This is a genomic window from Microbacterium sp. ARD31 (genome assembly GCF_031844425.1).
In genome coordinates this window covers 20,163-41,547 of sequence record NZ_JAUZVE010000058.1, presented here as the reverse complement: position 1 = coordinate 41,547, position 21,385 = coordinate 20,163, and the positions used below count along the sequence as shown (strand labels likewise).

The following is a 21,385-nucleotide window of genomic DNA, read 5'->3' as shown; positions in this document are numbered from 1 at the left end:
GGTGGTCCGGGACGGCGATGCAGGGGTCGCAGGGCGGGGTGGGAACTACTCGATCAGGCGGACCGGCTCGCCGACGATGCGGGCGGTCCAGGTCGTCGCGTCGGTCACCTGGCCGGTGCCGAAGCTCACCCGGACCCGGAACCAGCAGCCGCCCTGGCTGGTGACGGTGCAGCTGTAGGTGCTGGGGATCGGGACCCGGATCTCCTGGTACTTGCCGTTGTAGCCACTCGGCGTGATGCCGGTGATCCTGCAGTCGGTCAGCGAGCCGTTGGTGACCCCGCTCGCGGTGCAGTTCTGGAGGTACGTCGGCAGGTTGACGGAGTCGGTCGGCTTGAGCACCTGCACCGACCCGCTGCTCGAGCCCTCGCCGACGTCGAAGAAGCTGATGACGAGCGACTTGTTGGCCGCGGCAGGTGGCACGCGCACCAGGTTGAACTCGGTGGTCGCCGAGTCGGAGTTGGCGAAGATGCGCATCTTCTCGTAGGCCGCCACGGAGATGCCGCCGGCGGGCGCCGAGGTCACGGCGCGCAGCCCGAAGTTGTTGGTGCCGGTGCCGCGCACGGCGGTGTTGTCGGTCATCTGCGTATAGACGGTGCCGTTGCCGGCGTACCCGCCGTTGCCGTCCGGCGTGCCGCCGAGCGCCACGTTGTTGCGGACCTGGAGGTAGTAGTCACCGGCCTGCGTCGGGGTGAACGTGCACAGGTCCACCCACTGGTGGAACACCGCGGCCAGGTTCGCGTTGTAGTCGCTGTCGTCGGACTTCAGCGCCTCGAGGGACACCTGGTTGGCGTTGTAGCCCGGGTACTGGCGCACGCAGCCCGGCTCGGGAGCGCCCTGCCACGGCACGAGGGTGTCGACCGGGCGGCGCAGGGCGAACGAGGTCACCCCCGCGTTCTCGGTGCCGGAGTACAGGCTGGAGTTCGGGTCGTCACCGGTGCAGAAGACGTTCGGCTTGCTGGTGTCGGAGTAGCCGCCCCAGGTGGTGCCGGTGCGCCAGTAGCGCTGACGGGCGTCGGTGGCCCGTGGGTTCCAGGTGCCTCCCCACCCGGTCGGCGGTGAGGTCGTGCTGCCGGGGTTGCTGGTGGGCTCGCTGGTGCAACGCGAGCCGGTGGTGACGTAGGCCGGGTCGTAGACCTGCAGCCGCACGGTCTGGCCGACGCCGCTGGCCGCGACCCGGACCAGGTAGAAGAAGCCCTTGGGGTCGAAGTCGTTGTTCGCGCCGCCCGAGCAGTTGTCCTCACCGCCACCGCAGTAGCGGGTCTCGAACTGGGCTCCCTGGTTCTTGTCCACGTCGGGGCCGGCGATGGCGCCCCAGAACTGCGGGACGGCCGGGCAGACCGCGGGGGCGGGCACCTTGATCGCGGTGCCGGTCGGGCCGTTGCTCGAGCTGCCCGGCGCCTCGTTGCCGAAGGCGTTGCACGGACTGCCCATCGGCGCCGGCCCGTTGAAGTCGGCCACCGCGGAGCGCGACATCGTCGAGGTCGGGACCCCGAACGTGCGGGCGAAGGCGTTGTTGACGCGCGAGGAGACGGTGACCTTGAGCTGGGTCGGCTTCTCGCCCACCGTCACGACCACCGAGGACGTGCCGGAGTTGGGGTAGCCGTTGTCCTCCGCGATCTCGATGGCACGGGCCTTCGCCGACGCGAAGTCGTCCGGCATGAACGTCACGCCGGCCGTCGCCGCGGCGTCGGCCGCGGCCTGCACCCGCTGCAGCTCGACGTAGAGCCGCGCCACGTCCACGCCCACCGCGCCGAGCGGCAGGGCGATGAACGAGAAGAACATCGCGACGACGACCGCCGTCGCCCCGACCTCGTCGCGGCGTCGCCTGAGCAGGTGGAGGAGCTTCACGTACGTCGTCCGATCAGTTGTGCGCGTTGGGGGTGCCGGGCTTGCAGGTGTCCTGCGTGAGGGGCTCGAACTTCATGACCGTCCGCTCGGTCATCACCTTGTCGCCGCCCATCAGCCCGCCGACGAGACCCGTCATCCAGTTGTGGTCCGCGCGCAGCGCGACCCCGACCGAGTCGGACTGGTTGACGCAGGCGTTCACCGAGGCCGAGGCCCAGGAGCCGCTCGCGAAGCGGAACTTGTTGAGGCCGGAGTCCCAGACGTACTTCACGCAGTTGGCCGGGCATGAGGTGGGGATCGAGGTGCCGGATCCGGGGAACCCGGCGGAGTTCGCCTTGTAGATCATCACCCACTGGATGTCGTCGGAGTTCATGGCCATGCCCGCGGTCTGCATGGTGTCGGCCGCCGCCTGCGCGAACTTCGGCGCCGTCGCCGGGCTGCAGGGGGGCGGGCTCGCGCTGGCCTCGCAGGTGCCGGGCCCGGCGTCCGCGGACGCGGATGCCGTCCGCGCGCCGGCGCGCACGCTGCTGCTCATCGAGACGTAGTCCTTCATGTACATCCCGAGCTCGACGGTCCCGAGGAGGAAGGTGAGCAGGAGCGGCACCACCAGCGCGAACTCGACGGCGGATGCGCCCCGCTCGCCACGTCGCCTGCGGAATGTGCTCATGGACTGCTCCCTCGTTGACCCTCCCCGGACGACCCACGCCCGAGCGGGATCCAGTGTGCGTCCGTGAGAGCACGTCGGTCCCGACGTTGACGCACGCTAGTGACAGCGGACCAAGGATGCCTCAGCCCCGCGGACGGACTTAATAGCCCGAAATGACCATGTGCGGACTAGGCCGATCGGGGCGAGCGGGCGATCTTGGACCGGACCAGGTCGGCGAACGGGGCGGCGTTCGCGGGCGAGACGTCGAGGTAGAGGCCGGGCTCGATGAGCTCGAGCTCGCTGACCACCCACCCGTCCTCCCACCACAGCAGGTCGACGCGGAGGTAGTCCACCGGCCGGCCGAAGCGCTCGCCCATCGCGGCGTGCGCGCGCATCACCAGGTCGGCGACGTCGCCGGTGGGGACGGCCCGCACGCTCCCGCCGTGCTCCTCGTTGACGCGCACGTCGCCGGGGCCGGGCCGCTTGTCGAAGCGCTGGGTGATCCGCCCGTCGAGGACGTGGACCGACACCTCGCCGACCGTGTGGACGGACTCCACGAGGGGCTGTACGACGACCGCGCCGCGTTCGACGTGCGCCGCGGCCTGGTCCTCGTCGAGACCGGCCTCGAGGATCACCAGGCCCTCGCCGCCCGCACCGACGGCGGGCTTGACCACCGCGGTGCCGAGGCCGTCGACGGCGGCGACGAGCTGGGTGGCGCTGGTGACCCACGCGGTGGGCACCGTGGGCAGCGCGTCGAGGTCGAGCAGGTAGCGCTTGTCGTGGTTCCACTGGAAGACGTCGGCGCCGTTGAGCAGACGGGCCTGGTCAAGCGACCGCGCCCAGCCGAGGAACTCGGTGTGGTGGTGGACGTAGTCCCAGGTCGACCGCACCGCGACCAGGTCGGCGCCCGCCCAGTCGACGGCCGGGTCGTCCCAGCGCGCCCAGGAGGCGTCGATGCCGCGGGCCGCGAGCTCGGCGTCGAGCGCCGCGGCGCCCGGCTCTCCCTCGGGCAGGTCCGCGCTGGTGGCGAGGAGGACCCTCATGCCGGGTCGGCGGGCGGCTCGGAGGAGCCGTAGAAGTGGCCGGAGGCCTGCTCCTTGTTGGTGCCCTCGCGGTTGTCGCCCTTCTCGATGATCACGAGGTTGTGGTAGCAGTGCACCGCCCGCACCCACTGGTCGGTGTAGGTCGGCTGGTAGCCGTCGATGAGGAACTCCTCGTGGTTGAGCCCGTCGACGAGGTCCTTCACGAGGTCCATAGACGTGCCGGGCGCACGCGGGTCGAGCTGGCCGCCCCAGGCGGGCCAGTAGGAGGTCTGGGTGTCCTCGATGCAGTAGATGCCGCCGTCGGGCATCAGCGGGAAGAGGATCCGGAAGGACTCGCGCACGTGCTCGGGGATGTGGCTGCCGTCGTCGATGACGACCAGCGGCGCCCCCTGCTCCTCGATGATGCGGTGGAGGACCTCCGGGTCGGTCTGGTCACCGAGGTAGGCGTGGATGTGGCCGCGGGTGAGCCAGGACTTGTCCTCGATGTCGAGGCCGACGATCCGCGCCTTCGGGAAGAACCAGCGCCACATCTTCATCGAGGCGCCGCTCTTGCGGCGCTTCTTGTAGCCACCGATGCCCAGCTCGAGCAGCGTGAACGACTCCGTACGGAGGTGCTGGAGGTGCCGCTCGTAGTGGGGGGTGTACTTGTGGACGCCCCACTTGTCGGTGCGGAACTCGATGGCGAGCTCGGTCAGGTTGCTGGCCAGCAGGCGGCGACGGCGCTCGGCCCTCTTCTGCTCCGGGGTGGGCTCGTCCGGGGGCTGGGGCGGAGACGCCTGCATGCGGCCGGCCTTCTTGGCCGCCTTCTTGACGACCTCGCCGGCCCGTCGAGCAGTGGTGCGCACGTGTCGAACCCTAGCCTGCGCCGTCCACCTCGGGTGCGTGGTGCCCGAACGGCACTTCCTCCACGACACCCAGCGCGGCCAGCACCGACGGGAGCATCGCCTTGGCGGTCCGCTTGTAGCCGTGCGCGCTGGGGTGGAACCGGTCGAGGCTGAACATCTCGTCCGGGTTGGTGATGAAGAACGGTCCGACGACGTGCGCCAGCGAGACGACGCGAGCACCGCGCTCCAGCGCGACCGCCCGCTGTGCGTCGGCCAGCTGCCGCGACGCCCGCGACCCCAGCGCCCGCAACGGCTGCGGCACCGGCCGCAGCGCACCCAGGTCCGGGCACGTCCCGACCACGACCTCGGCCCCGCGTGCCCGCAGCGCGTCGACCGCTGCGCCGAGGTGGCGCGCGGACTCCGCGACGGGCACCCGGTGGGTGACGTCGTTGCCGCCCACGACCACCACCGCGACGTCGGGTCGGTAGGCCGGCGGCAGGGTGTCGAGCTGGTCGGCCAGCATGCTGCTCTCCGCACCCACCACGGCGGCCGTGCGCAGTCGCACCGAGCGGCCGGCCCGCCGGGCGATGCCGCGAGCGAGGCGACCACCGAGGGTGTGCTTGGGCCGTTCCGCACCGAGTCCGGCGGCGATCGAGTCCCCCAGCACCAGCAGGTCGACGGGCCGGCCCAGCTTCTTCTTGTAGTGCCGGTCGGCGACCGGCGCCGCCTCCCCGAGCGGCTTGCCGATGGCGCGCCTCGCCTGCGCCGCCTGGCGCACGAGCAGCTCGCGGGCGCCGTACGCCGTCCCTCCCGCGAGGCCGCCGAGCACCGCGAGCGCCACGCCGGCGCGGGTCACGTGGTGGTTGCTGGGCACGCACCCCATCAACCACGCCCACCTGACGCGCACCTGACGCGCGCCTGAACGCGGGCGCAACCGGGCGCGACGAACGGGCCCAACGTCACGCCCCGGTTGGGTCCACGTACTCAGGACAGCGCCCGCCGATCGCGCCACGCTGGACGTATGGACGCTCCTGCTGTCATTCCCCGTGCCGTCGCGCCACGCCAGCTGGCGTGGCTGCGCACCGAGCTCGCCGACTGGGCCTCCGACGGCCTCATCACCGACGACCAGGCCGAACGCATCGCCGTCCGGTACCGCCCGACGGCCGACCACGCCAGGATCAGCGTCGGCCGGGTCCTGCTCTCGCTCGGGGGCGGGTTCGTCGGGATCGGCCTGATCTGGCTGGTCGCCGCGAACCTCGACCAGCTCTCCCCCGTCGCGCGCTTCGTGGCCGTCGCCTTCATCTGGCTCGCCCTGCTGGTCGGCGGCGAGGTGCTCGCGGCCCGCAAGGCCTCGGCCCCGGTCGTCGGCGCGATCCGCCTCCTGGCGTCCCTCGCGATAGGCGCCGTCGTCTTCCAGGCCGCCCAGTCCCTCCAGGTGCCGGCCTTCGAGCCGCGCCTCGTCGGCCTCTGGTCCGCCGCCGCCCTCGTGCACGCCTACGCGACCCGCGCCTACGCGCCGTTCCTGGTCGGGATTGCCACCGGCGTCGGCTGGTGGTTCAGCCAGCCGCTGTGGGACCAGCCCAGCGGCCTGGCGGTCGTCCTGCTCCTCGGGGCCGGCGCCGTCCTCGCGTCGAGCCTGGCCCTCGTGCACGACGGGCGGCTCCCGTCGTTCGCGTGGACCTGGCGCACGGTGGCCGGCGGCATGGCGCTGCTCGCGCTCTTCGTCGCCGCGATCCCCGACGTCGGCTCCGACGAGGTGACCTGGGGCCTGTGGCTCACGCTGGCCCTCGCCGCCGCCGGAGTGGCCCTGGTCGCCACCCTCGCGGTCCGTCCCGGACGCCGGCTCCTCGAGCCGGCCGGGGCCGTCCTGGTCCTCGGCGTCGCCTTCGGCCTGGCGAGCTGGCAGACCGGGACGGACACGACGTCCGTCGACGCGGCGGACTGGGCACACGCCGCCGTGTCCGTCGCGGCGTACGTCGTTCTGGCCGTCGGGCTCGTCGCCCTCGGGACGGTCCGCGAGCACCAGCCCCTCACCTGGATGGCGATGGCCGGCCTGGTGGTCTTCACGACCTTCCAGAGCTTCGCGGTGTTCGCCCCGATCGTGACCGGCGCGTGGCTCTTCGTCGTGCTGGGCACGGTCTTCCTCGGCACCGGCTTCCTCTTCGACCGGGCCCGCCGGGGCCTGGCCCAGGCGCTCGACACCGACCCCGGCACCGACAGCGGCACGACAGGAGCCCCCCGATGAACCGCACCGTGACCACGGCCGCCGTGGCGCTCACCCAGCTGCTGCTCGTGGGCGTCGCCGTCGCGCCCCAGCTCTCCGCCCGCGTCACCGGCGACACCTACCTGGTGCGGGTGTCGATGCTCGACCCCGTGGACCCGTTCCGGGGCGCCTACGTCGCGCTCGACTACCCCGACCTGCGGCACGGCTCCTCGCAGTCGTTCGGCGACCCCGGGCTCGGCTCGCTCGACGACGGTGAGGAAGGCGCCGTCTACGTCACCCTCGTCGAGCGCGAGGGCGTCTGGGTGGCCGAGGACTGGGTCCGCGAGCGTCCCGCGGACGGCCCCTACCTCGCCTGCGACGACCGCTCCTGGCAGATCCGGTGCGGGATCGAGAGCTGGTTCCTCCCGCAGGACGAGGCGGCCGCCGCCGAGGACCTGCTGCGTGACGGTGCCGTCGCGGAGGTCAGGATCGACGGACGCGGCAACGCCGCGGTGGTCGACGTACGCGCGCCGTGATCGTCAGCGGCGGGAGAGCGCGACCTCGTAGTAGGTCTCCTCGTCGGCGGCCGTCCGCTCAGGGTCGACGGCGATCGACTTCGGGACCCCGCGGGGCGTGAACGTGACGTCGACGGCGTCGGCCTCGGCCAGCGCCTCGCGCAGCATGATGAACAGCCCGTCCATCGACCAGCCGCGCCGCAGGCGCAGCCGCTGCTCGCCCCGGGTGACCTTCACGACCGCGTCGTCACGCACGACCGTGCGGACCGCCTGCCTCGGCACGCAGTAGCAGGTCGTCCGCACGGTCATGACGTAGTCGTCGATGCCGGCCGCCTGCCAGTCCTGCCACGCCGCCGCCAGCTCCGGGTCCTCGTGGATGCCCGGGACGAACGGCTCCACGGGCCTCGGGTCGGCGACGGCGTACGACGGGGTGGCACCCGCGCCCAGGGCGAGTGCGAGCAGGACGGTCGGCAGGGCACGCGTCATGGAGGTCATGCTGCTCCGACGTCCGGAACGGGGCAACGGGTTCCCCCGGGCGTCAGCCCCCGGCGACGGCGGGGATGACCGAGATCTGCACGCCGTCCGGGGTCGGCGTGGCCAGCTCGTCGAGGAAGCGCACGTCGTCGTTGCCGACGTAGACGTTGACGAATCGCCTCAGCGCCCCGGCCTCGTCGAGGATGCGGCCCTTGATGCCGGAGTAGCGCGCGTCGAGGTCGTCGAGCACGGCGGCGAGGGTGTCGCCCTCGGCGGACACCTCCGACTCACCTCCGGTGTAGGTGCGCAGGATGGTGGGGATGCGGACCGAGACACTCATCTGCTGATCTTCCCTCTCAGAGGATGTTGGACGCCACGAAGGCGTCGTAGCTGGGTGCGATGGTGGCGGCGGGACCGACCTGGTCGGCGACGGCGTCGAGGGTCTTGAGGCCCATGCCCGTGTTGATCACGACGGTCTCGAGCGAGGTGTCGAGCTGGCCGGTCTCGACGAGCTTCTTCAGCACGCCGACCGTGGTGCCGCCGGCGGTCTCGGTGAAGATCCCCTCGGTGCGGGCGAGCAGGAGGATGCCCTCGCGGACCTCGTCGTCGCTGATGTCCTCCACCGCGCCGCCGGAGCGGCGACAGATGTCGAGGACGTAGATGCCGTCGGCCGGGTTGCCGATGGCCAGGCTCTTGGCGATCGTGTCGGGCTTCACCGGGCGGATCGCGTCGGTGCCGGACTTGTAGGCGACCGAGACCGGCGAGCAGCCCGTGGCCTGGGCGCCGAAGACCTTGTAGGGCTTGTCCTCGACGAGGCCGAGGGCGATCAGCTCCTGGAAGGCCTTGTCGACCTTGGTCAGCTGGGAGCCGGACGCGACCGGGATCACGATCTGGTCGGGCAGCCGCCAGCCGAGCTGCTCGGCGATCTCGTAGCCCAGCGTCTTGGAGCCCTCGGCGTAGAAGGGGCGCACGTTGACGTTGACGAACGCCCAGCCCTCCTCCTCGCCGGCGATCTCGGAGGCGAGCTTGTTGACGTCGTCGTAGTTGCCGTCGACGGCGACGAGTCGGTCGGTGTAGACCGCCGAGTTGACCTGCTTGGGCTTCTCGAGGTTGCTCGGGATGAAGACCACCGTCGTGATGCCGGCCCGGGCGCCCGCCGCGGCGACGGCGTTGGCGAGGTTGCCGGTGGAGGGACAGGCGAAGACCTTCGCGTCGAGCTCGCGGGCCGCGCTCAGCGCGCAGGCGACCACGCGGTCCTTGAAGGAGTTGGTCGGGTTGGTCGAGTCGTCCTTGACCCACAGCTTGTCGATGCCGAGCTCACGGGCGAGGTTGCGGGCCTCGAGCAGCCGGGTGAAGCCGGGCTCGGTGTTCGGGCTCTGCTCGATGTCGGTCGGCACCGGGAGCAGCGCCTTGTAGCGCCAGATGTTGCGGGGGCCGGCCGCGATCTCCTCGCGCGTCACGGCCGGGAAGTCGTAGGCCACCTCCAAGGGGCCGAAGCACTCCGGACAGGCGTACGACGGCCCCAGCGCGACCTCGTGCCCGCACTCGCGGCAGGCGAGCGCCCGGGCGTTGCCGAAGGCGCCGTCGCGGAGCCCCTTCCCCGGTGCGGCGGTGGTGCTGTCGTCCAGCAGGGTGCTCATGAAGTCCTCCTTCTCATCTGTCCCCGCGACTCTCGCGTGGGCCGGATTTGGCACCTGCTCCCATGACTGCCGGAGATGTCCGGACAGGAGGCTCATGGGTGGTTGCCGGGACTTCAACGGGCCGTTCCCTCAGTCCCTCGTGATGAGCAGGACCAGCCTAGGCGCGCGTCTCACGATGCGCACACCGATTCCACGATGTGGATGCGGTCAGCGCTTCTCCATGAGCCGGCCCAGCACGTCGACGACGCCCGCGGGGCCGTCGACGACGACGTCGGCGAGCTCCACGAGGGCGGGCTGCTCGGTCGACGCGGAGCAGATCACCAGGCCCGGGAGGCCCTGCTCGCGCAGGTCGCGGACCGCCTCGAAGGCCTCGATGTCACCGAGGTCGTCGCCGCCGAAGACCACGCCCTTGGCCCGCTGCTCCTCGACGAAGGTCCGCACGGCCTGCCCCTTGTGCATCTCGCCCGAGCGCACCTCGACCACGTTGCGGCCCGGCTCGATCGTGAGGTGGTGGCGCTCGGCGAGCGCCCCGAGGGGGCCCACGATCCGCTCGAAGGCGCCCGCGGGGTCGTCCATGCGACGGGTGTGCACGGCCACCGCGAGGCCCTTCTCCTCGATGTAGGCGTCGGCGGCGTCGGCTCGGCGCAGCACGCCGGGCAGCTCGCGCTCGAAGCTCGCCAGGCCGGCTGGAGGGCGCGGGGAGAGGATCCGCTGCGCGGTCGAGGACCAGCGCTCGTTGCCGTACTGGCCGAAGACGAACAGCTCGGCGCCCCGGTCGAGCATGGCATTGCCGAGCGCGTCGAGGTCGCCCATCGCGATCGCCTGCCGGGCCGGCCGCCCGGTGATGACGGCCACGGCCCGCACGACCTCGGCCAGCTCGAGGAGCGCGCCGGGCGCGGCGGGGTGCAGGCGGGCGGCCTCGGGGTCGTCGACCACGGGCGAGAGGGTGCCGTCGAAGTCGAGCCCGACCACGACACCGTCGAGGACGTCGCGGACGGCGTCGTAGTGCTCACGCGCCGCCGCGGAGGTGAACTCCATGGGAGCAGCCAACCACGCGACGGCGGCGGCTGCCGCACCGTCCCGGGTGGAGCGCAGGGTCAGCGCGGCGCGTCGGCCGTGAGGATCACCGTCAGGCGGTCGCGCTTCATCACGCCCACGGCGGGCGCCGTACGCTTGATGCCGAGGTCGAGCGCCAGCTGCTTGCCGGCCGCCTTGAGCCGGGGCGGGAAGTAGACCGTGGTGGTCGGGATGACGCCGTACCAGTTGTCCTCGCCCACGACGGCCCACCCGACCTGGGTGGCCTTCGCAGCGGTGCCGGCAGCGAGGCCCTTGATGCCAGAGTTGTTGAAGACCTCGACGTAGACCTCCCCACGCTTGACGCGCGGCTCGGGCTTCGGCTTCGGGGTGGTGCTGGGCGTCGGCTCGGCGGTCGGCGACTGGTCGGCGCTGGCGATCGTGGCGGTGTCGACACGTCGTTCGGTGGGCGCCTCGTCGCGCGTGGCGAAGAACGTGATCGAGGCCATCGCGACGGCGATCACCGACAGCATCACGAGGGGGGACGGGAAGGCGACGCCCCGCTCGTCACGACGACGGAGCGAGGGGCGGCCCGGGCTGGGGAAGGAGGCCATGGGGAAGGAAGCCGATCCGTGAGGTGGTGGTCAGATCTCGAATCCGAGGCGGCGCGCCGAGCGCTGGCGCTGGCGCGAGGCGCGCAGCCGGCGCAGGCGGCGCACCAGCAGCGGGTCGGCCTCGAGGGCCTCGGGACGGTCGATGAGGGCGTTGAGGACCTGGTAGTAGCGGGTGGAGGACATGTCGAACTTCTCGCGCACGGCCTGCTCCTTGGCGCCGGCGTACTTCCACCAGTGGCGCTCGAACTCGAGGATCTCGCGGTCGCGCTGGCTCAGGCCGGCAGCAGGCTCCTGCTCGGCGGCGATGTGCTTCGCTGCGTCCATGTGACTCTCCTCGTCGACCCCACGTCCACCCGATCCGGGCGGACTGCGGCCAGTCTAGGCGACGAACGACAACGATGTCATTCGCCTCCGGCGAGTCGTCTGGACAAACCCGTCCGATCTCTCGGTCCGTCCCCGGTCGGGTCCGCCGAAGTCCTACGACAGACACCGTGGGGTGGGCTGCCACTCATCCGTCATCGCTAGGGTCGTGGCGTGACCAGCACCCCGCAGGCAGACCTCGTGATCGTGGCCAACCGGCTCCCGGTGGACCGCGTCCGCCTGTCCGACGGCGAGGTCACGTGGCGCCGCTCCCCCGGCGGGCTGGTCTCCGCCCTCGAGCCGGTGATGCGTGCCAACGACGGCGCCTGGATCGGCTGGCCCGGCTCGGCCGACGACGACTTCGAGCCGTTCGTCGAGGACGGCCTGTCGCTGGTGCCGGTCGCGATGAGCGCCCAGGAGGTGGAGGAGTTCTACGAGGGCTTCTCCAACGGCACCCTGTGGCCGCTCTACCACGACGTCGTCGCCAAGCCCGAGTTCCACCGCGAGTGGTGGGACGCCTACGTCGCGATCAACCAGCGCTTCGCCGACCGCGCGGCCGAGGTCGCCGCGCCGGAGGCGACGGTCTGGGTCCAGGACTACCAGCTCCAGCTGGTCCCCCAGATGCTGCGGGCACAGCGCCCCGACCTGCGCATCGGCTTCTACCTCCACATCCCGTTCCCGCCCGCGGAGCTGTTCTCCCAGCTGCCGTGGCGCCGCCAGATCCTCGAGGGGCTGCTCGGCGCGGACCTCATCGGCTTCCAGCTGCCGGGCGCGGCCGCCAACTTCGTACGCCTCGTCCGCAGCCGGGTGGGGCACAAGACCCACCGCGACACGATCTACCTCCCCGACGGGCGCCCGGTGAAGGCGACCGCCTTCCCGATCTCCATCGACACCGCCGGCTTCGAGGAGCTCGCCCGCTCGGAGAGCGTGGAGAAGCGGGCCGCGGAGATCCGCGAGGCGCTCGGGCACCCGAAGAAGATCTTCCTCGGCGTCGACCGGCTCGACTACACCAAGGGCATCTACTCCCGGCTGCGCGCGTTCGGCGAGCTGGTCCGCGACGGCCACCTCGACGTGGAGGACGCCGTCTTCGTGCAGGTCGCCACGCCCTCGCGCGAGCGGGTCGAGCAGTACCGCATCCTCCGCGACGACATCGAGCGGCTGGTGGGCCGGATCAACGGCGACCACGGCCTGATCGGGCGCCCGGCGATCTCCTACCTCCACAACTCCTACCCGCGCGAGGAGATGGCCGCCTTCTACCGCGCCGCCGACATCATGGTCGTCACCCCGTTCCGCGACGGCATGAACCTCGTCGCCAAGGAGTACGTCGCCTGCCGCTTCGACAACGACGGCGCCCTCGTCCTCTCGGAGTTCGCCGGCGCCGCGTCCGAGCTGCGCCAGGCATGGCTGGTCAACCCCTACGACATCGACGGGATGAAGGCCTCGCTCCTCGAGGCCTACGCCGCGGACGCCAAGGAGACCGGCCGCCGGATGCGGGCGCTGCGCAAGACCGTCGTGGCCAACGACGTGGCCAAGTGGGCCCGCGACTTCCTCGCCGAGCTGGCGTCGCTGCCGGACCACCACGACAAGACCGTGCGCCCGACCCCCTCGCGCTGAGCGTCGCGTCGGACAGGCCGCTCAGGCCGGCGTCTCGGCGGGCGTGGTCGCGTCCTGGGCGACCATGATCGCCTCGATCTCCTTCACCAGCCGCGGGGCCAGCCGGGGCCTGCCGGGGTCGTACCCGTAGGTCTCGGCGAGGCTGCGCGCGGTCCGGGTGCCGTGCAGGATGTCGATGTCGCGCGGGGCGATGAGCCCCGGGTGCACGACCCCGATGGCCTCGGAGACCTTGAGCAGGTCGCGGCGCATCGACCGGATGTAGTTGGCCGCGCGCACGCTCTTCAGGCTGACGTCGAGGCCGCGGGTGTAGCGCGGGTTCTGGGTCGCCACCCCCACCGGGCAGTGGTCGGTGTGGCACTTCTGCGCCTGGATGCAGCCGATCGACATCATCGCCTCACGACCGACGTTCACCATGTCCACCCCGAGCGCGAAGGCGACGATCGCGTTCTCCGGGATGCCGAGCTTGCCGGCCCCGACGAAGACCACGTCGTCGGTCAGCCCGGCCTCGGCGAAGCGTCGGTAGACCTCGGAGAAGCCGATGCGGAACGGGTAGGCCACCGAGTCGGCGAAGATCATCGGCGCGGCGCCGGTGCCGCCCTCGCCGCCGTCGATGTTGACGAAGTCGACCCCGCGCCCGCCCCGCGACATCTCGGCGGTGAGCTCGTCCCACATGGTCAGGTTGCCCACCGCGGACTTGATCCCGACCGGGAGGCCGGTCGCCTGCGCCACGCTCTCGACGAAGTCGAGCATCGAGTCGACGTCGTGGAAGACCGTGTGCCGGCTCGGCGAGGCGCAGTCCACGCCCTCGGGGATCCCGCGGATCTCGGCGATCTCGCGGCTCACCTTCTCACCGGGCAGCATGCCGCCCAGGCCCGGCTTGGCGCCCTGGCTGAGCTTGACCTCGATCGCGCGGACCGGCGCCGACTGGACCAGGTCGACGAGCCGGCCCATGTCGAAGCGGCCGTGCTCGTCGCGGCACCCGAAGTACGACGTACCGATCTGGAAGACGATCTCGCCCCCGTGGCGGTGGTGCGGGGACAGCGCGCCCTCGCCGGTGTTCTGCAGGCAGCCGGCCAGGGCGGCGCCCTTGTTGAGCGCCTCGATCGCCTTGCCGGACAGCGAGCCGAAGCTCATCCCGGAGATGTTGACCACCGAGCCGGGGCGGAAGGCGTGCGTCCGCCCGCGAGCCGCGCCGACCACCTTCGCGCAGGGGAGCCGGATCTCCTCCTGGGCGTGCGGCATCGTGGCCGCGCCCGGACCCGTGAAGGTGCGGTGCTTGATGATCGGGTAGCCCTCGACCTGCTCGACGTCGTTGTCGGTGCCGAAGCCGAAGTAGTTGTTCTCCAGCTTGGAGCTGGCGTAGATCCAGCGCCGCTGGTCGCGGCTGAACGGCCGCTCCTCGTCGTTGCTGGTGACGATGTACTGGCGCAGCTCGGGGCCGAACTTCTCCACGAGGAAGCGGCCGTGGCCCACGACGGGGAAGTTGCGCAGGATGGCGTGCTTGCGCTGCACCAGGTCGTGGATCGCCGTCGCGGTGCCGGCGACCGCCGTACCGCCGAGAATCGCGTACCTCCACCTCATGCATCGTTCCTAGCCCTCCCGGGCCGCGATGTCGAGGCTCGAGGCCCCTAGGTCAGCTCGCCACGCGCGAGGCTCACACCCGAGTGGGTGGGGTCGCCGTCCTCGGGCTCCACCGAGATGTCGACGATCCGGTAGCCCTCGTCGATGAGTCCCTGCGGCACGTCGAACTCGCCGGTGTCGCCCCGGGCGAGCACGCCGAGCGCGACCATGCGGGTCCCGTCGACGTTGATCAGCCACACCTCGTGGAAGCCGTCCTCGTCGCCGAGCTCGCTCGCCCGCACCTTCAACGTGACGGTGTCGTCGGAGCGTACGGCGCTCGCCTCGCCACGCGGGGCGTCGCTGTCGAGCGCGGTCAGGTCGGCGGCGGCCACCACCGTGCCGCTCGGGGTGGGCGGGTCGGTGGCCTCGGGCCGGCCGGGGTCGTCGGCCGTGAGGCGGCCGAGGCCCAGGCCCGCGACGAGGGCGACGCCGGCGGCGAGGCCGGCGGCCCAGGCCGGAACGCCGCGTCGCGGGCGTCCGGCGGTCGTGCGCTCGCCGACGGGGAGCGGGATGGGCTGGGCGAGCGCTGCCCCGTCGCCGTCGTCCTCCTGGACGTGGGCGAGCACCTGGTCGCGCAGGTGGGCCGGAGGGGCCACGAGAGGGCCCTCGCCGACGAGGGCGCGCGCCTCGGTGAACGCCGCCAGGAGCGCACTGCACTCGTCGCACGACTCGACGTGGCGGCGCACCTCCGCGTCGGTGTCGTCGAGGTCGAGGGCGAGCCCGGCGATCTCGTCGAGGTCAACGTGTGGCACGGCGCACCCCCTCGAGCTGCTGGTGGATCTGGACCAGTCCGCGACGGACGTGGCTCTTGACGGTGCCGAGCGGCAGGCCGGTGGTCTCGGCGATCTCGGCGTGGCTGCGTTCCTCCCAGAACGCGAGGAACACGATGGTGCGGCGCGGGTCGGGCAGGTCCTGGACGGCCTGGCGCACGACCAGCCGGTCGGCGATCGCGCGGTCGGCCGGCTCGGACTCGACCTGCTGGGCCTCGGGCAGCGCGGCCGCGGCGGCGACCTTGGCGGCGTCGCGGGCCCGCGCGGCGCGGACGTCGGCGACCTTGTGCCGGGCGATCCCGAGGAGCCACGCGGGGAGCGCCACCGGGCTGGGGGTCAGCGTGTGGCGGCTGCGCCACGCGCTGATGAAGACCTGCTGGGTGGCCTCCTCCGCGTCGTGCTGGTCGCCCAGCGCCCGCAAGGCGTAGGTGTGCACCAGGGCCGACCACCGGTCGTAGATCTCCTCGAGGGCGCTCTCCTCGCCCGCGACGAGGCGCGCGGCGACCGAGTGGACGTACTCGTCCTGCTCTCCCTCGGACGCCATGACTCCCGTGACCACGCGGCCACGGTACCGGCGCGTCGTGCGGGTGGGGAACGGGATGACCGTCATCGCCGCTCCCCACCCGTCAGGATCGCTGTCGTGTCGCCTGGATCAGCGGCGGGTCACAGGTCGATCGGGCGCAGCACGCGGTCGATGCCGTGCGCGACCTGCTTGTTGCCCTTGTTGAGGTCGATCGCCTTCAGCACGACCTGCGGGTCCTGGTCGTTCTTGTCCCGGTCCTTGAGCGTGATGCTCAGGCTGGGCTTCTTCTTGATGTCGACCTTGACCTTGCCGCCCTGGGCGGTGGTCAGCCTGGCACCGTCCGCCTTGAGCACCTTGTTGCTGGTCAGGGTCTTGCCCGGGACCACGTGGTAGAGCAGCACCGTCTCGATGGTGTCCACGCCGGCGAGGTCGACGAGCGCCTCGAAGATCTTCTTCTCGCTCTTGATGCTCTGGCCGGTGAGGTCCTCGGCGAGGAGGCGGAAGGCCTCGTCGGTGGGCGCGAAGACGGTCAGGCGCTTCGTGCCGTCGGCGAGCAGGGCGACCGGCGACTCCGGCTTCGCGGCGACCACGGCAAGAGCCGCCTCGGTGACGATGTCGAAGTCGCGCTTGTTCTTGTCGAACTGGTTGCCGTCGGACGTCAGCAGGCCGGCGAGGCTGTCCTCGCCGGCTGCCTTGGCGCTGGCGGCGGGTGCCGTGGCCTGTACCGCGCCGAGGGCGAGGGCCGAGGCGGCCAGGAGGGCGGGAACGCGACGCTTCATGGGGCAGTCCTTCCGTCGGGGGCGCCCGGTGGCGCCCTGTCGACCCCTTCTCCGGCCGAGACCCCGGATCGGATGCACCTGCCCGTAGATTTCTTCCATGGATCTGATCCCGAAGCCCGATCAGGTGGTGGCCGCGGCCGGGAACGTCGCGCACACCCTGCTCTACGGCGGTCTGGCCGACCTGCGCCCGATGCCTCGCACCCTGATCGACGACGGCGAGCTGCGGGAGGTCTACCACTACCGACCGGCCAAGGGGGTGGAGCCGACCGGCGACCCGGTGCTGCTGGTGACGCCCCTCGCCGCGCCCGCCCTGTGCTTCGACCTCCGCCGCGGCTGCTCGCTGGTGGAGCACCTGGTGTCGCAGGGCCGCCCGACCTACCTCGTGGAGTACGGCCAGGTCTCCTTCCGCAACCGCGCGCTCGGTGTCGAGCACTGGGTCGACGAGGTGCTGCCCGAGGCGATCCGGACGGTGCACGAGCACTCCGGGGGTCGTGGGGTGCACCTGGTCGGCTGGAGCCTGGGCGGCATCTTCGCGATGCTGGTGGCGGCCGACCGCACCGACCTGCCGATCGCCTCGCTCACTGTGGTGGGCTCCCCGGTCGACGTCACCAAGGTCCCGCTCGTCGCCCCCGTGCGGCCACTGCTCAACCTCACCCAGGGCCGCGGCGCGATCACCCGCGCCTACCGCGCGCTCGGCGGTGTGCCCACCCCGCTGGTGAACTGGGCGTTCACCGCGGCCTCGGCGCAGAAGGTCGTGACCAAGCCGCTGGCGGTGCTGACGCACCTCGACGACACCGACTACCTGGCCCAGCTCGAAGCCGTCAGCCGCTTCATGTCCAGCATGACCGCCTACCCGGGTCGCACCTTCGGCCAGCTCTACCACCGCTTCGTGAAGGGCAACGCGCTCGCGAGCGGGCGGATGGAGGTCGGCGACCGCGCCGTCGACCTCGCCGCGATCGAGGTCCCGGTGCTGGTCTTCGCCGGCAACACCGACGGCATCGCGCCGCTCCCCGCGGTGCGCGCGGTGGTGCCGCTGCTGTCCGGCTCCGAGCAGGTGCGCTTCGAGGTGGTCCCGGGCGGGCACCTCGGCATGCTCACCGGACGCGCCGCACGCGGCACCACCTGGCAGGCGATCGACGAGTGGGTGGACGCCTGGTCGGGCCGCGAGCCGGCGGCGCCCGCGACGGAGGCTCCCCCCAGGAAGAAGGCTGCTGCCAAGAAGGCGTCCGCGAAAAAGGCGTCTGCGAAGAAGGCGCCCGCCAAGAAGGCCCCGGCACGGAAGGCGGCCTCCCCGGGCGCGATCGGGTCGAACCCGACCCGGCGCTACGGCTCCGCCGGCTCCCGCGCGCTGGGCCCGCGATGACGACCACCGCGTCACGCGACGAGGCGTCGCGGTTGCCGACCGGCGTGCGGATCGGCTACGGCAGCGGGTCGGTGGCCACCGGGGCCTTCGGCACGGTCCCCGGCCTGATGCTGCTCCCCTACCTCACCGACGAGCTCGGCATCGCCGCGTTGTGGGCCGGAGTGATCGTCTTCGTGCCGAAGGGGTGGGACGTCGTGCTCAACCCGATCGCCGGCCGGGTCAGCGACCGGACCGTCGACCCGGCCGGTCCGCGCCGGCCGTGGCTGGTCCGTGCCGGGGTGATGCTCGCGGGTGCGTTCGCGCTGATCTTCGCGGCGCCCGACCTCGACAGCGCGGCGCTCGAGGCGACCTGGGTGCTGGTCTTCTTCGTGCTCGCGGCGTCGGCGTACGCGTTCTTCCAGGTGCCCTACGTCGCGATGCCGGCCGAGATCACCACGTCGTACGACGAGCGCACGCGGCTGATGACGTGGCGCGTCGCGATCCTGGCGTTCACGATCATGCTGGCGGGCGCCACCGCGCCGGTCATCCGCGACGCGGTCGGCGGCCGGGACGGCTACCGGGTGATGGGCGTCGTCATGGCCACCCTGATCGTCACCGGCGTCCTGAGCGCCTGGTGGGGCACCCGGCGGGCCCCGATCGGCGCCGTGGCCGCGGGGGCGGGCTCGCTGCGCGAGCAGCTGCGCATCGTGGCCCGGGCCCGCGACTTCCGCGTGCTGCTGACGACCTTCGTCCTGCAGGCGCTGGCCACGGGCTGCATGCTCGCCGGCGTCGACTACCTCGCCGGCGACGTGCTCGGGAGCACCGGCGCCGCGACCGTTCTGTTCGTCTGCTTCGTCGGACCCGCGCTGCTCCTGACGCCGGTGTGGACCGCCGTCGGCACCCGCATCGGCAAGCGACGCGGCTACGCGATCGCGTCCGTGGTGCTGGCGACCGGCGCGGTGCTGGCCGCCGCCGCACGGGTCGCGCCGTCCTGGGTCGTGTTCGCGGCCACCGCGCTCGTGGGCGTCGGCTACGCAGGCTGCCAGGTCTTCCCGATGGCGATGCTGCCGGACGCGGCCGCCGTGGACTCGGCGCGCACCGGCGAGAACCGCGCGGGCGTCTACACCGGCGTCTGGACGGCCGGGGAGACCCTCGGGCTCGCCCTCGGCCCGGCGGTGTTCGCCGTGGTGCTAGCCCTTGGCGGCTACCTCTCCAGCGAGGGCCGCGAGCTCACCCAGCCCGACTCCGCGCTGACCGCGATCACCCTCGGGTTCTCGGTGGTGCCGGCCGCGCTGACCCTGCTCAGCCTCTGGTGGCTGCGCCAGTACACCCTCGACGCCGCCGAGGTCGCGGCGGCGGAAGGAGCCCCGTCGTGACCGACTCCCCCGAGCGCCCGCTCGACCGGCTGCGCGCCCTGCAGCGAGCGGACCTCCCGGTCCACGGCGGGCGGACCCTGGCCTACGTCTACGACTCGGGCGACGCCGAGGTGGACCGCGTCGCGAGCGAGGCCGTCGCGGCCTACGCGGCCTCCAACGCGCTCGACCCCACGGCCTTCCCGTCCCTGCTGCAGATGGAGAACGAGCTCGTCGGCTTTGCGTGCGACCTGGTGGACGCCCCGCCGAGCGCCGTCGGCACGGTCACCTCCGGCGGCACCGAGTCGATCCTGCTGGCCGTGCAGGGTGCCCGCGACAGCCGACCGGAGGTCGCCCGGCCGCGGATGGTACTGCCGTCGACCGCTCACGCGGCCTTCCACAAGGCCGCCCACTACTTCGGCGTGGAGGCCGTCCTGGTGCCCGTGGGCCCGGACTTCAGGGCGGACGCCGAGGCGATGGCCGCGGCGATCGACGAGGACACCGTGCTGGTGGTCGCCAGCGCACCGTCGTACGCGCACGGGGTGGTGGACCCGGTCACGGAGGTCGCCGCCGCGGCGGCGGCGCGGGGCGTGCGCTGCCACGTCGACGCGTGCATCGGCGGCTGGGTGCTCCCCTACGCCGCTCGCCTGGGTCGCCACGTCACGCCCTGGACCTTCGCCGTCGAGGGCGTCACCTCGATCAGCGTCGACACCCACAAGTACGCCTACGCCCCGAAGGGCACCTCGCTGCTCCTGCACCGCGACCCCGACCTGCGCCGGCCGCAGCTCTTCGCCTCGGCCGCGTGGCCGGGCTACACGATGCTCAACGCGACGACGCAGTCGACGCGGTCCGGCGGCCCGGTCGCGGGGACGTGGGCGGTCGTGCAGCAGATCGGCGACGCAGGCTACCTCGAGCTGGCCGGGCAGGCGTTCGAGGCGGTCGACGCGATCGTGTCGTACGTCGACGCGGAGCCCGCGCTGCGCCTGGTCGCCCGGCCGGACTCCACCCTCGTCACGCTGGCCACCGACGACTCGTGCGACCCGTTCACCCTGACCGACGAGCTGGTGGCACGCGGGTGGTACGTCCAGCCGCAGCTCTCCTTCGGCGACGACGGACCGAGCGTCCACCTCTCGGTGAGCGCGGGCACGCGCGCGCACGTCGCCGACTTCGGCGAGGCGCTGCGGGAGTCCGTGGCGTCGGCCCAGGAGGCCGGACCGGTCGCGGTGGACCCGGGCGTGGTCGCGCTCATCGAGGCGCTCGACCCCGGTTCGCTGGGCGACGACGACTTCGACGGGCTGCTCGCGGCCTCGGGCCTGGTCGGCGCCTCGGCCGGGGGCGACCTCGAGCTGCCGACGCGAATGGCGGAGGTCAACGCGATGCTCGACGTGGCGTCGCCGGCCATGCGCGAGGCCCTGCTGAAGGCGTTCCTCGACCGGCTCCAGCGGCCCGTGCGGGGAGGTGGACGGTGACCGCCGCCGCGGGCTCGCTGGCCCGGCTCGTCGAGAAGGGGCGCGTCGCCTCGGACTGGGCCGAGGCGCTCGCACCGGTCGACGACCGGATCGCCGCGATGGGCCGCTTCCTGCGCGACGAGGACGCTGCCGGACGCGGCTACCAGCCCGGTGCCGATCGGGTGTTCCGTGCGTTCGAGCGGCCGCTGGCCGACGTCCGCGTCCTGGTCGTCGGGCAGGACCCCTACCCCAATCCCCGGCACCCGATCGGGCTGAGCTTCGCGGTCGAGCGGCACGTGTGGCCGTTGCCGCCGAGCCTGGTCAACATCTACGTCGAGCTGCGCGACGACCTCGGCATCGTGCCGCCGAAGCACGGCGACCTGTCGGCGTGGGCCGACCAGGGCGTGATGCTGCTGAACAGGTCGCTCACCGTGCGGCCCGGGGACTCCAACAGCCACCAGGGCAAGGGGTGGGAGGCCATCACCGAGCGCGCGATCGTCGCGCTGGCGGAGCGTGGGGGTCCGTGCGCGGCGATCCTCTGGGGCCGGCACGCCCAGTCCCTCAAGCCGCTGCTCGGACCGGTGCCGTGCGTCGAGTCGGCGCATCCCTCGCCCCTGAGCGCCCGGCGCGGCTTCTTCGGCTCCAAGCCGTTCAGCCGGGTGAACCGGCTGCTGCAGGACCAGGGCGGGCAGCCCGTCGACTGGACGCTGCCGTCGTACGACGACGTACCACCGCGGTAGCCAGGACGGGCGGTCGGGA

Annotated in this window: 22 protein-coding genes and 1 riboswitch; of the genes, 7 read left to right on the top strand and 15 right to left on the bottom strand. The window is 72.3% G+C overall.

Features of this window, described 5'->3' with window-relative positions:
* Positions 1-45: 45 nt before the first annotated feature.
* From Q9S36_RS45510 to Q9S36_RS45490, 5 genes are all read right to left on the bottom strand, one after another.
* A complete protein-coding gene (locus Q9S36_RS45510) occupies positions 46-1,848 on the bottom strand; it encodes a pilus assembly protein TadG-related protein (RefSeq protein WP_311291369.1) in 1,803 nt (600 codons plus the stop codon).
* A 13-nt stretch (positions 1,849-1,861) separates the two neighbouring features.
* Entirely contained in the window at positions 1,862-2,512 is a 651-nt protein-coding gene (locus Q9S36_RS45505) for a TadE/TadG family type IV pilus assembly protein (RefSeq protein WP_311291368.1), read from the bottom strand.
* Between the two features lie 167 nt (positions 2,513-2,679).
* A complete protein-coding gene (locus tag Q9S36_RS45500; RefSeq protein WP_311291366.1) occupies positions 2,680-3,534 on the bottom strand; it encodes a hypothetical protein in 855 nt (284 codons plus the stop codon).
* A complete protein-coding gene (locus tag Q9S36_RS45495; RefSeq protein WP_311291365.1) occupies positions 3,531-4,379 on the bottom strand; it encodes a class I SAM-dependent methyltransferase in 849 nt (282 codons plus the stop codon). Before Q9S36_RS45495 ends, Q9S36_RS45500 begins: the two co-directional genes overlap by 4 nt.
* Positions 4,380-4,389: 10 nt before the next feature.
* Positions 4,390-5,232: an SGNH/GDSL hydrolase family protein gene (locus Q9S36_RS45490; protein ID WP_396653972.1), complete on the bottom strand. Its 843-nt coding sequence runs from the start codon at positions 5,230-5,232 to the stop codon at positions 4,390-4,392.
* 147 nt (positions 5,233-5,379) lie between these two features.
* On the opposite strand from Q9S36_RS45490, the gene Q9S36_RS45485 reads away from it, so the two are divergent.
* Together Q9S36_RS45485 and Q9S36_RS45480 are read left to right on the top strand one after the other, a co-directional pair.
* Positions 5,380-6,603 carry a DUF2157 domain-containing protein gene (locus Q9S36_RS45485; protein WP_311291364.1) on the top strand — a complete coding sequence of 408 codons (1,224 nt, stop codon included), beginning with the start codon at positions 5,380-5,382 and terminating at the stop codon, positions 6,601-6,603.
* Positions 6,600-7,097 carry a GDYXXLXY domain-containing protein gene (locus tag Q9S36_RS45480; protein WP_311291363.1) on the top strand — a complete coding sequence of 166 codons (498 nt, stop codon included), beginning with the start codon at positions 6,600-6,602 and terminating at the stop codon, positions 7,095-7,097. The genes Q9S36_RS45485 and Q9S36_RS45480 overlap by 4 nt, the downstream gene beginning before the upstream one ends.
* A gap of 3 nt (positions 7,098-7,100) precedes the next feature.
* Here Q9S36_RS45480 and Q9S36_RS45475 read toward each other — a convergent pair whose 3' ends face one another.
* From Q9S36_RS45475 to Q9S36_RS45450, 6 genes are all read right to left on the bottom strand, one after another.
* Entirely contained in the window at positions 7,101-7,562 is a 462-nt protein-coding gene (locus Q9S36_RS45475; protein WP_311291362.1) for a DUF6174 domain-containing protein, read from the bottom strand.
* Between the two features lie 52 nt (positions 7,563-7,614).
* Entirely contained in the window at positions 7,615-7,890 is a 276-nt protein-coding gene (locus Q9S36_RS45470) for a MoaD/ThiS family protein (protein ID WP_311291361.1), read from the bottom strand.
* 16 nt (positions 7,891-7,906) lie between these two features.
* Positions 7,907-9,190 carry a threonine synthase gene (gene thrC / locus Q9S36_RS45465; protein ID WP_311291360.1) on the bottom strand — a complete coding sequence of 428 codons (1,284 nt, stop codon included), beginning with the start codon at positions 9,188-9,190 and terminating at the stop codon, positions 7,907-7,909.
* A gap of 10 nt (positions 9,191-9,200) precedes the next feature.
* A riboswitch (SAM riboswitch) is annotated at positions 9,201-9,339 on the bottom strand.
* A 58-nt stretch (positions 9,340-9,397) separates the two neighbouring features.
* On the bottom strand, positions 9,398-10,228 hold the full coding sequence (otsB, locus tag Q9S36_RS45460) for a trehalose-phosphatase (protein WP_311291359.1): 831 nt from the start codon (positions 10,226-10,228) through the stop codon (positions 9,398-9,400).
* A gap of 59 nt (positions 10,229-10,287) precedes the next feature.
* On the bottom strand, positions 10,288-10,818 hold the full coding sequence (locus Q9S36_RS45455) for a LytR C-terminal domain-containing protein (protein WP_311291358.1): 531 nt from the start codon (positions 10,816-10,818) through the stop codon (positions 10,288-10,290).
* Positions 10,819-10,848: 30 nt separating this feature from the next.
* Entirely contained in the window at positions 10,849-11,142 is a 294-nt protein-coding gene (locus Q9S36_RS45450; RefSeq protein WP_311291357.1) for a DUF3263 domain-containing protein, read from the bottom strand.
* Between the two features lie 210 nt (positions 11,143-11,352).
* Between Q9S36_RS45450 and Q9S36_RS45445 the strand changes: the two genes are divergently transcribed.
* Positions 11,353-12,792: a trehalose-6-phosphate synthase gene (locus Q9S36_RS45445; RefSeq protein WP_311291356.1), complete on the top strand. Its 1,440-nt coding sequence runs from the start codon at positions 11,353-11,355 to the stop codon at positions 12,790-12,792.
* Positions 12,793-12,813: 21 nt separating this feature from the next.
* Here the strand turns inward: Q9S36_RS45445 and Q9S36_RS45440 are convergent, their stop codons facing one another.
* The 4 genes from Q9S36_RS45440 to Q9S36_RS45425 all read right to left on the bottom strand — a co-directional run bounded on the left by Q9S36_RS45440 (position 12,814) and on the right by Q9S36_RS45425 (position 16,484).
* Positions 12,814-14,373 (bottom strand): FMN-binding glutamate synthase family protein, encoded by a 1,560-nt coding sequence (locus Q9S36_RS45440; RefSeq protein ID WP_311291355.1) that lies wholly within the window; start codon positions 14,371-14,373, stop codon positions 12,814-12,816.
* Positions 14,374-14,420: 47 nt separating this feature from the next.
* Positions 14,421-15,164 carry an anti-sigma factor gene (locus Q9S36_RS45435; protein WP_311291354.1) on the bottom strand — a complete coding sequence of 248 codons (744 nt, stop codon included), beginning with the start codon at positions 15,162-15,164 and terminating at the stop codon, positions 14,421-14,423.
* Complete coding sequence (locus Q9S36_RS45430) at positions 15,151-15,741, bottom strand: RNA polymerase sigma factor (RefSeq protein ID WP_311291353.1); 591 nt, start codon at positions 15,739-15,741, stop codon at positions 15,151-15,153. Before Q9S36_RS45430 ends, Q9S36_RS45435 begins: the two co-directional genes overlap by 14 nt.
* 104 nt (positions 15,742-15,845) lie before the next feature.
* On the bottom strand, positions 15,846-16,484 hold the full coding sequence (locus tag Q9S36_RS45425) for a fasciclin domain-containing protein (protein ID WP_311291352.1): 639 nt from the start codon (positions 16,482-16,484) through the stop codon (positions 15,846-15,848).
* 97 nt (positions 16,485-16,581) lie between these two features.
* Between Q9S36_RS45425 and Q9S36_RS45420 the strand changes: the two genes are divergently transcribed.
* From Q9S36_RS45420 to Q9S36_RS45405, 4 genes are read left to right on the top strand one after another with little or no spacing between them, the layout of a single operon-like run.
* Positions 16,582-17,847, top strand: a complete 1,266-nt coding sequence (locus Q9S36_RS45420; protein WP_311291351.1) for an alpha/beta fold hydrolase — start codon at positions 16,582-16,584, stop codon at positions 17,845-17,847.
* Positions 17,844-19,202 (top strand): MFS transporter, encoded by a 1,359-nt coding sequence (locus tag Q9S36_RS45415; RefSeq protein ID WP_311291350.1) that lies wholly within the window; start codon positions 17,844-17,846, stop codon positions 19,200-19,202. The genes Q9S36_RS45420 and Q9S36_RS45415 overlap by 4 nt, the downstream gene beginning before the upstream one ends.
* Positions 19,199-20,647, top strand: coding sequence for an aminotransferase class V-fold PLP-dependent enzyme (locus Q9S36_RS45410; protein ID WP_311291349.1), 1,449 nt, complete (start codon positions 19,199-19,201; stop codon positions 20,645-20,647). Before Q9S36_RS45415 ends, Q9S36_RS45410 begins: the two co-directional genes overlap by 4 nt.
* Positions 20,644-21,366 carry a uracil-DNA glycosylase gene (locus Q9S36_RS45405; RefSeq protein ID WP_311291348.1) on the top strand — a complete coding sequence of 241 codons (723 nt, stop codon included), beginning with the start codon at positions 20,644-20,646 and terminating at the stop codon, positions 21,364-21,366. The genes Q9S36_RS45410 and Q9S36_RS45405 overlap by 4 nt, the downstream gene beginning before the upstream one ends.
* Positions 21,367-21,385: the final 19 nt, after the last annotated feature.

Excerpts from the sequence above, each read along its gene's own strand:
- Q9S36_RS45415 (WP_311291350.1), top strand. The coding sequence starts at position 17,844 with ATGACGACCACCGCGTCACGCGACGAGGCGTCGCGGTTGCCGACCGGC.
- Q9S36_RS45470 (WP_311291361.1), bottom strand. The coding sequence starts at position 7,890 with ATGAGTGTCTCGGTCCGCATCCCCACCATCCTGCGCACCTACACCGGA.
- Q9S36_RS45480 (WP_311291363.1), top strand. The coding sequence starts at position 6,600 with ATGAACCGCACCGTGACCACGGCCGCCGTGGCGCTCACCCAGCTGCTG.
- Q9S36_RS45420 (WP_311291351.1), top strand. The coding sequence starts at position 16,582 with ATGGATCTGATCCCGAAGCCCGATCAGGTGGTGGCCGCGGCCGGGAAC.
- Q9S36_RS45505 (WP_311291368.1), bottom strand. The coding sequence starts at position 2,512 with ATGAGCACATTCCGCAGGCGACGTGGCGAGCGGGGCGCATCCGCCGTC.
- Q9S36_RS45455 (WP_311291358.1), bottom strand. The coding sequence starts at position 10,818 with ATGGCCTCCTTCCCCAGCCCGGGCCGCCCCTCGCTCCGTCGTCGTGAC.
- Q9S36_RS45475 (WP_311291362.1), bottom strand. The coding sequence starts at position 7,562 with ATGACGCGTGCCCTGCCGACCGTCCTGCTCGCACTCGCCCTGGGCGCG.
- Q9S36_RS45425 (WP_311291352.1), bottom strand. The coding sequence starts at position 16,484 with ATGAAGCGTCGCGTTCCCGCCCTCCTGGCCGCCTCGGCCCTCGCCCTC.
- thrC (WP_311291360.1), bottom strand. The coding sequence starts at position 9,190 with ATGAGCACCCTGCTGGACGACAGCACCACCGCCGCACCGGGGAAGGGG.
- otsB (WP_311291359.1), bottom strand. The coding sequence starts at position 10,228 with ATGGAGTTCACCTCCGCGGCGGCGCGTGAGCACTACGACGCCGTCCGC.
- Q9S36_RS45500 (WP_311291366.1), bottom strand. The coding sequence starts at position 3,534 with ATGAGGGTCCTCCTCGCCACCAGCGCGGACCTGCCCGAGGGAGAGCCG.
- Q9S36_RS45485 (WP_311291364.1), top strand. The coding sequence starts at position 5,380 with ATGGACGCTCCTGCTGTCATTCCCCGTGCCGTCGCGCCACGCCAGCTG.
- Q9S36_RS45450 (WP_311291357.1), bottom strand. The coding sequence starts at position 11,142 with ATGGACGCAGCGAAGCACATCGCCGCCGAGCAGGAGCCTGCTGCCGGC.
- Q9S36_RS45440 (WP_311291355.1), bottom strand. The coding sequence starts at position 14,373 with ATGAGGTGGAGGTACGCGATTCTCGGCGGTACGGCGGTCGCCGGCACC.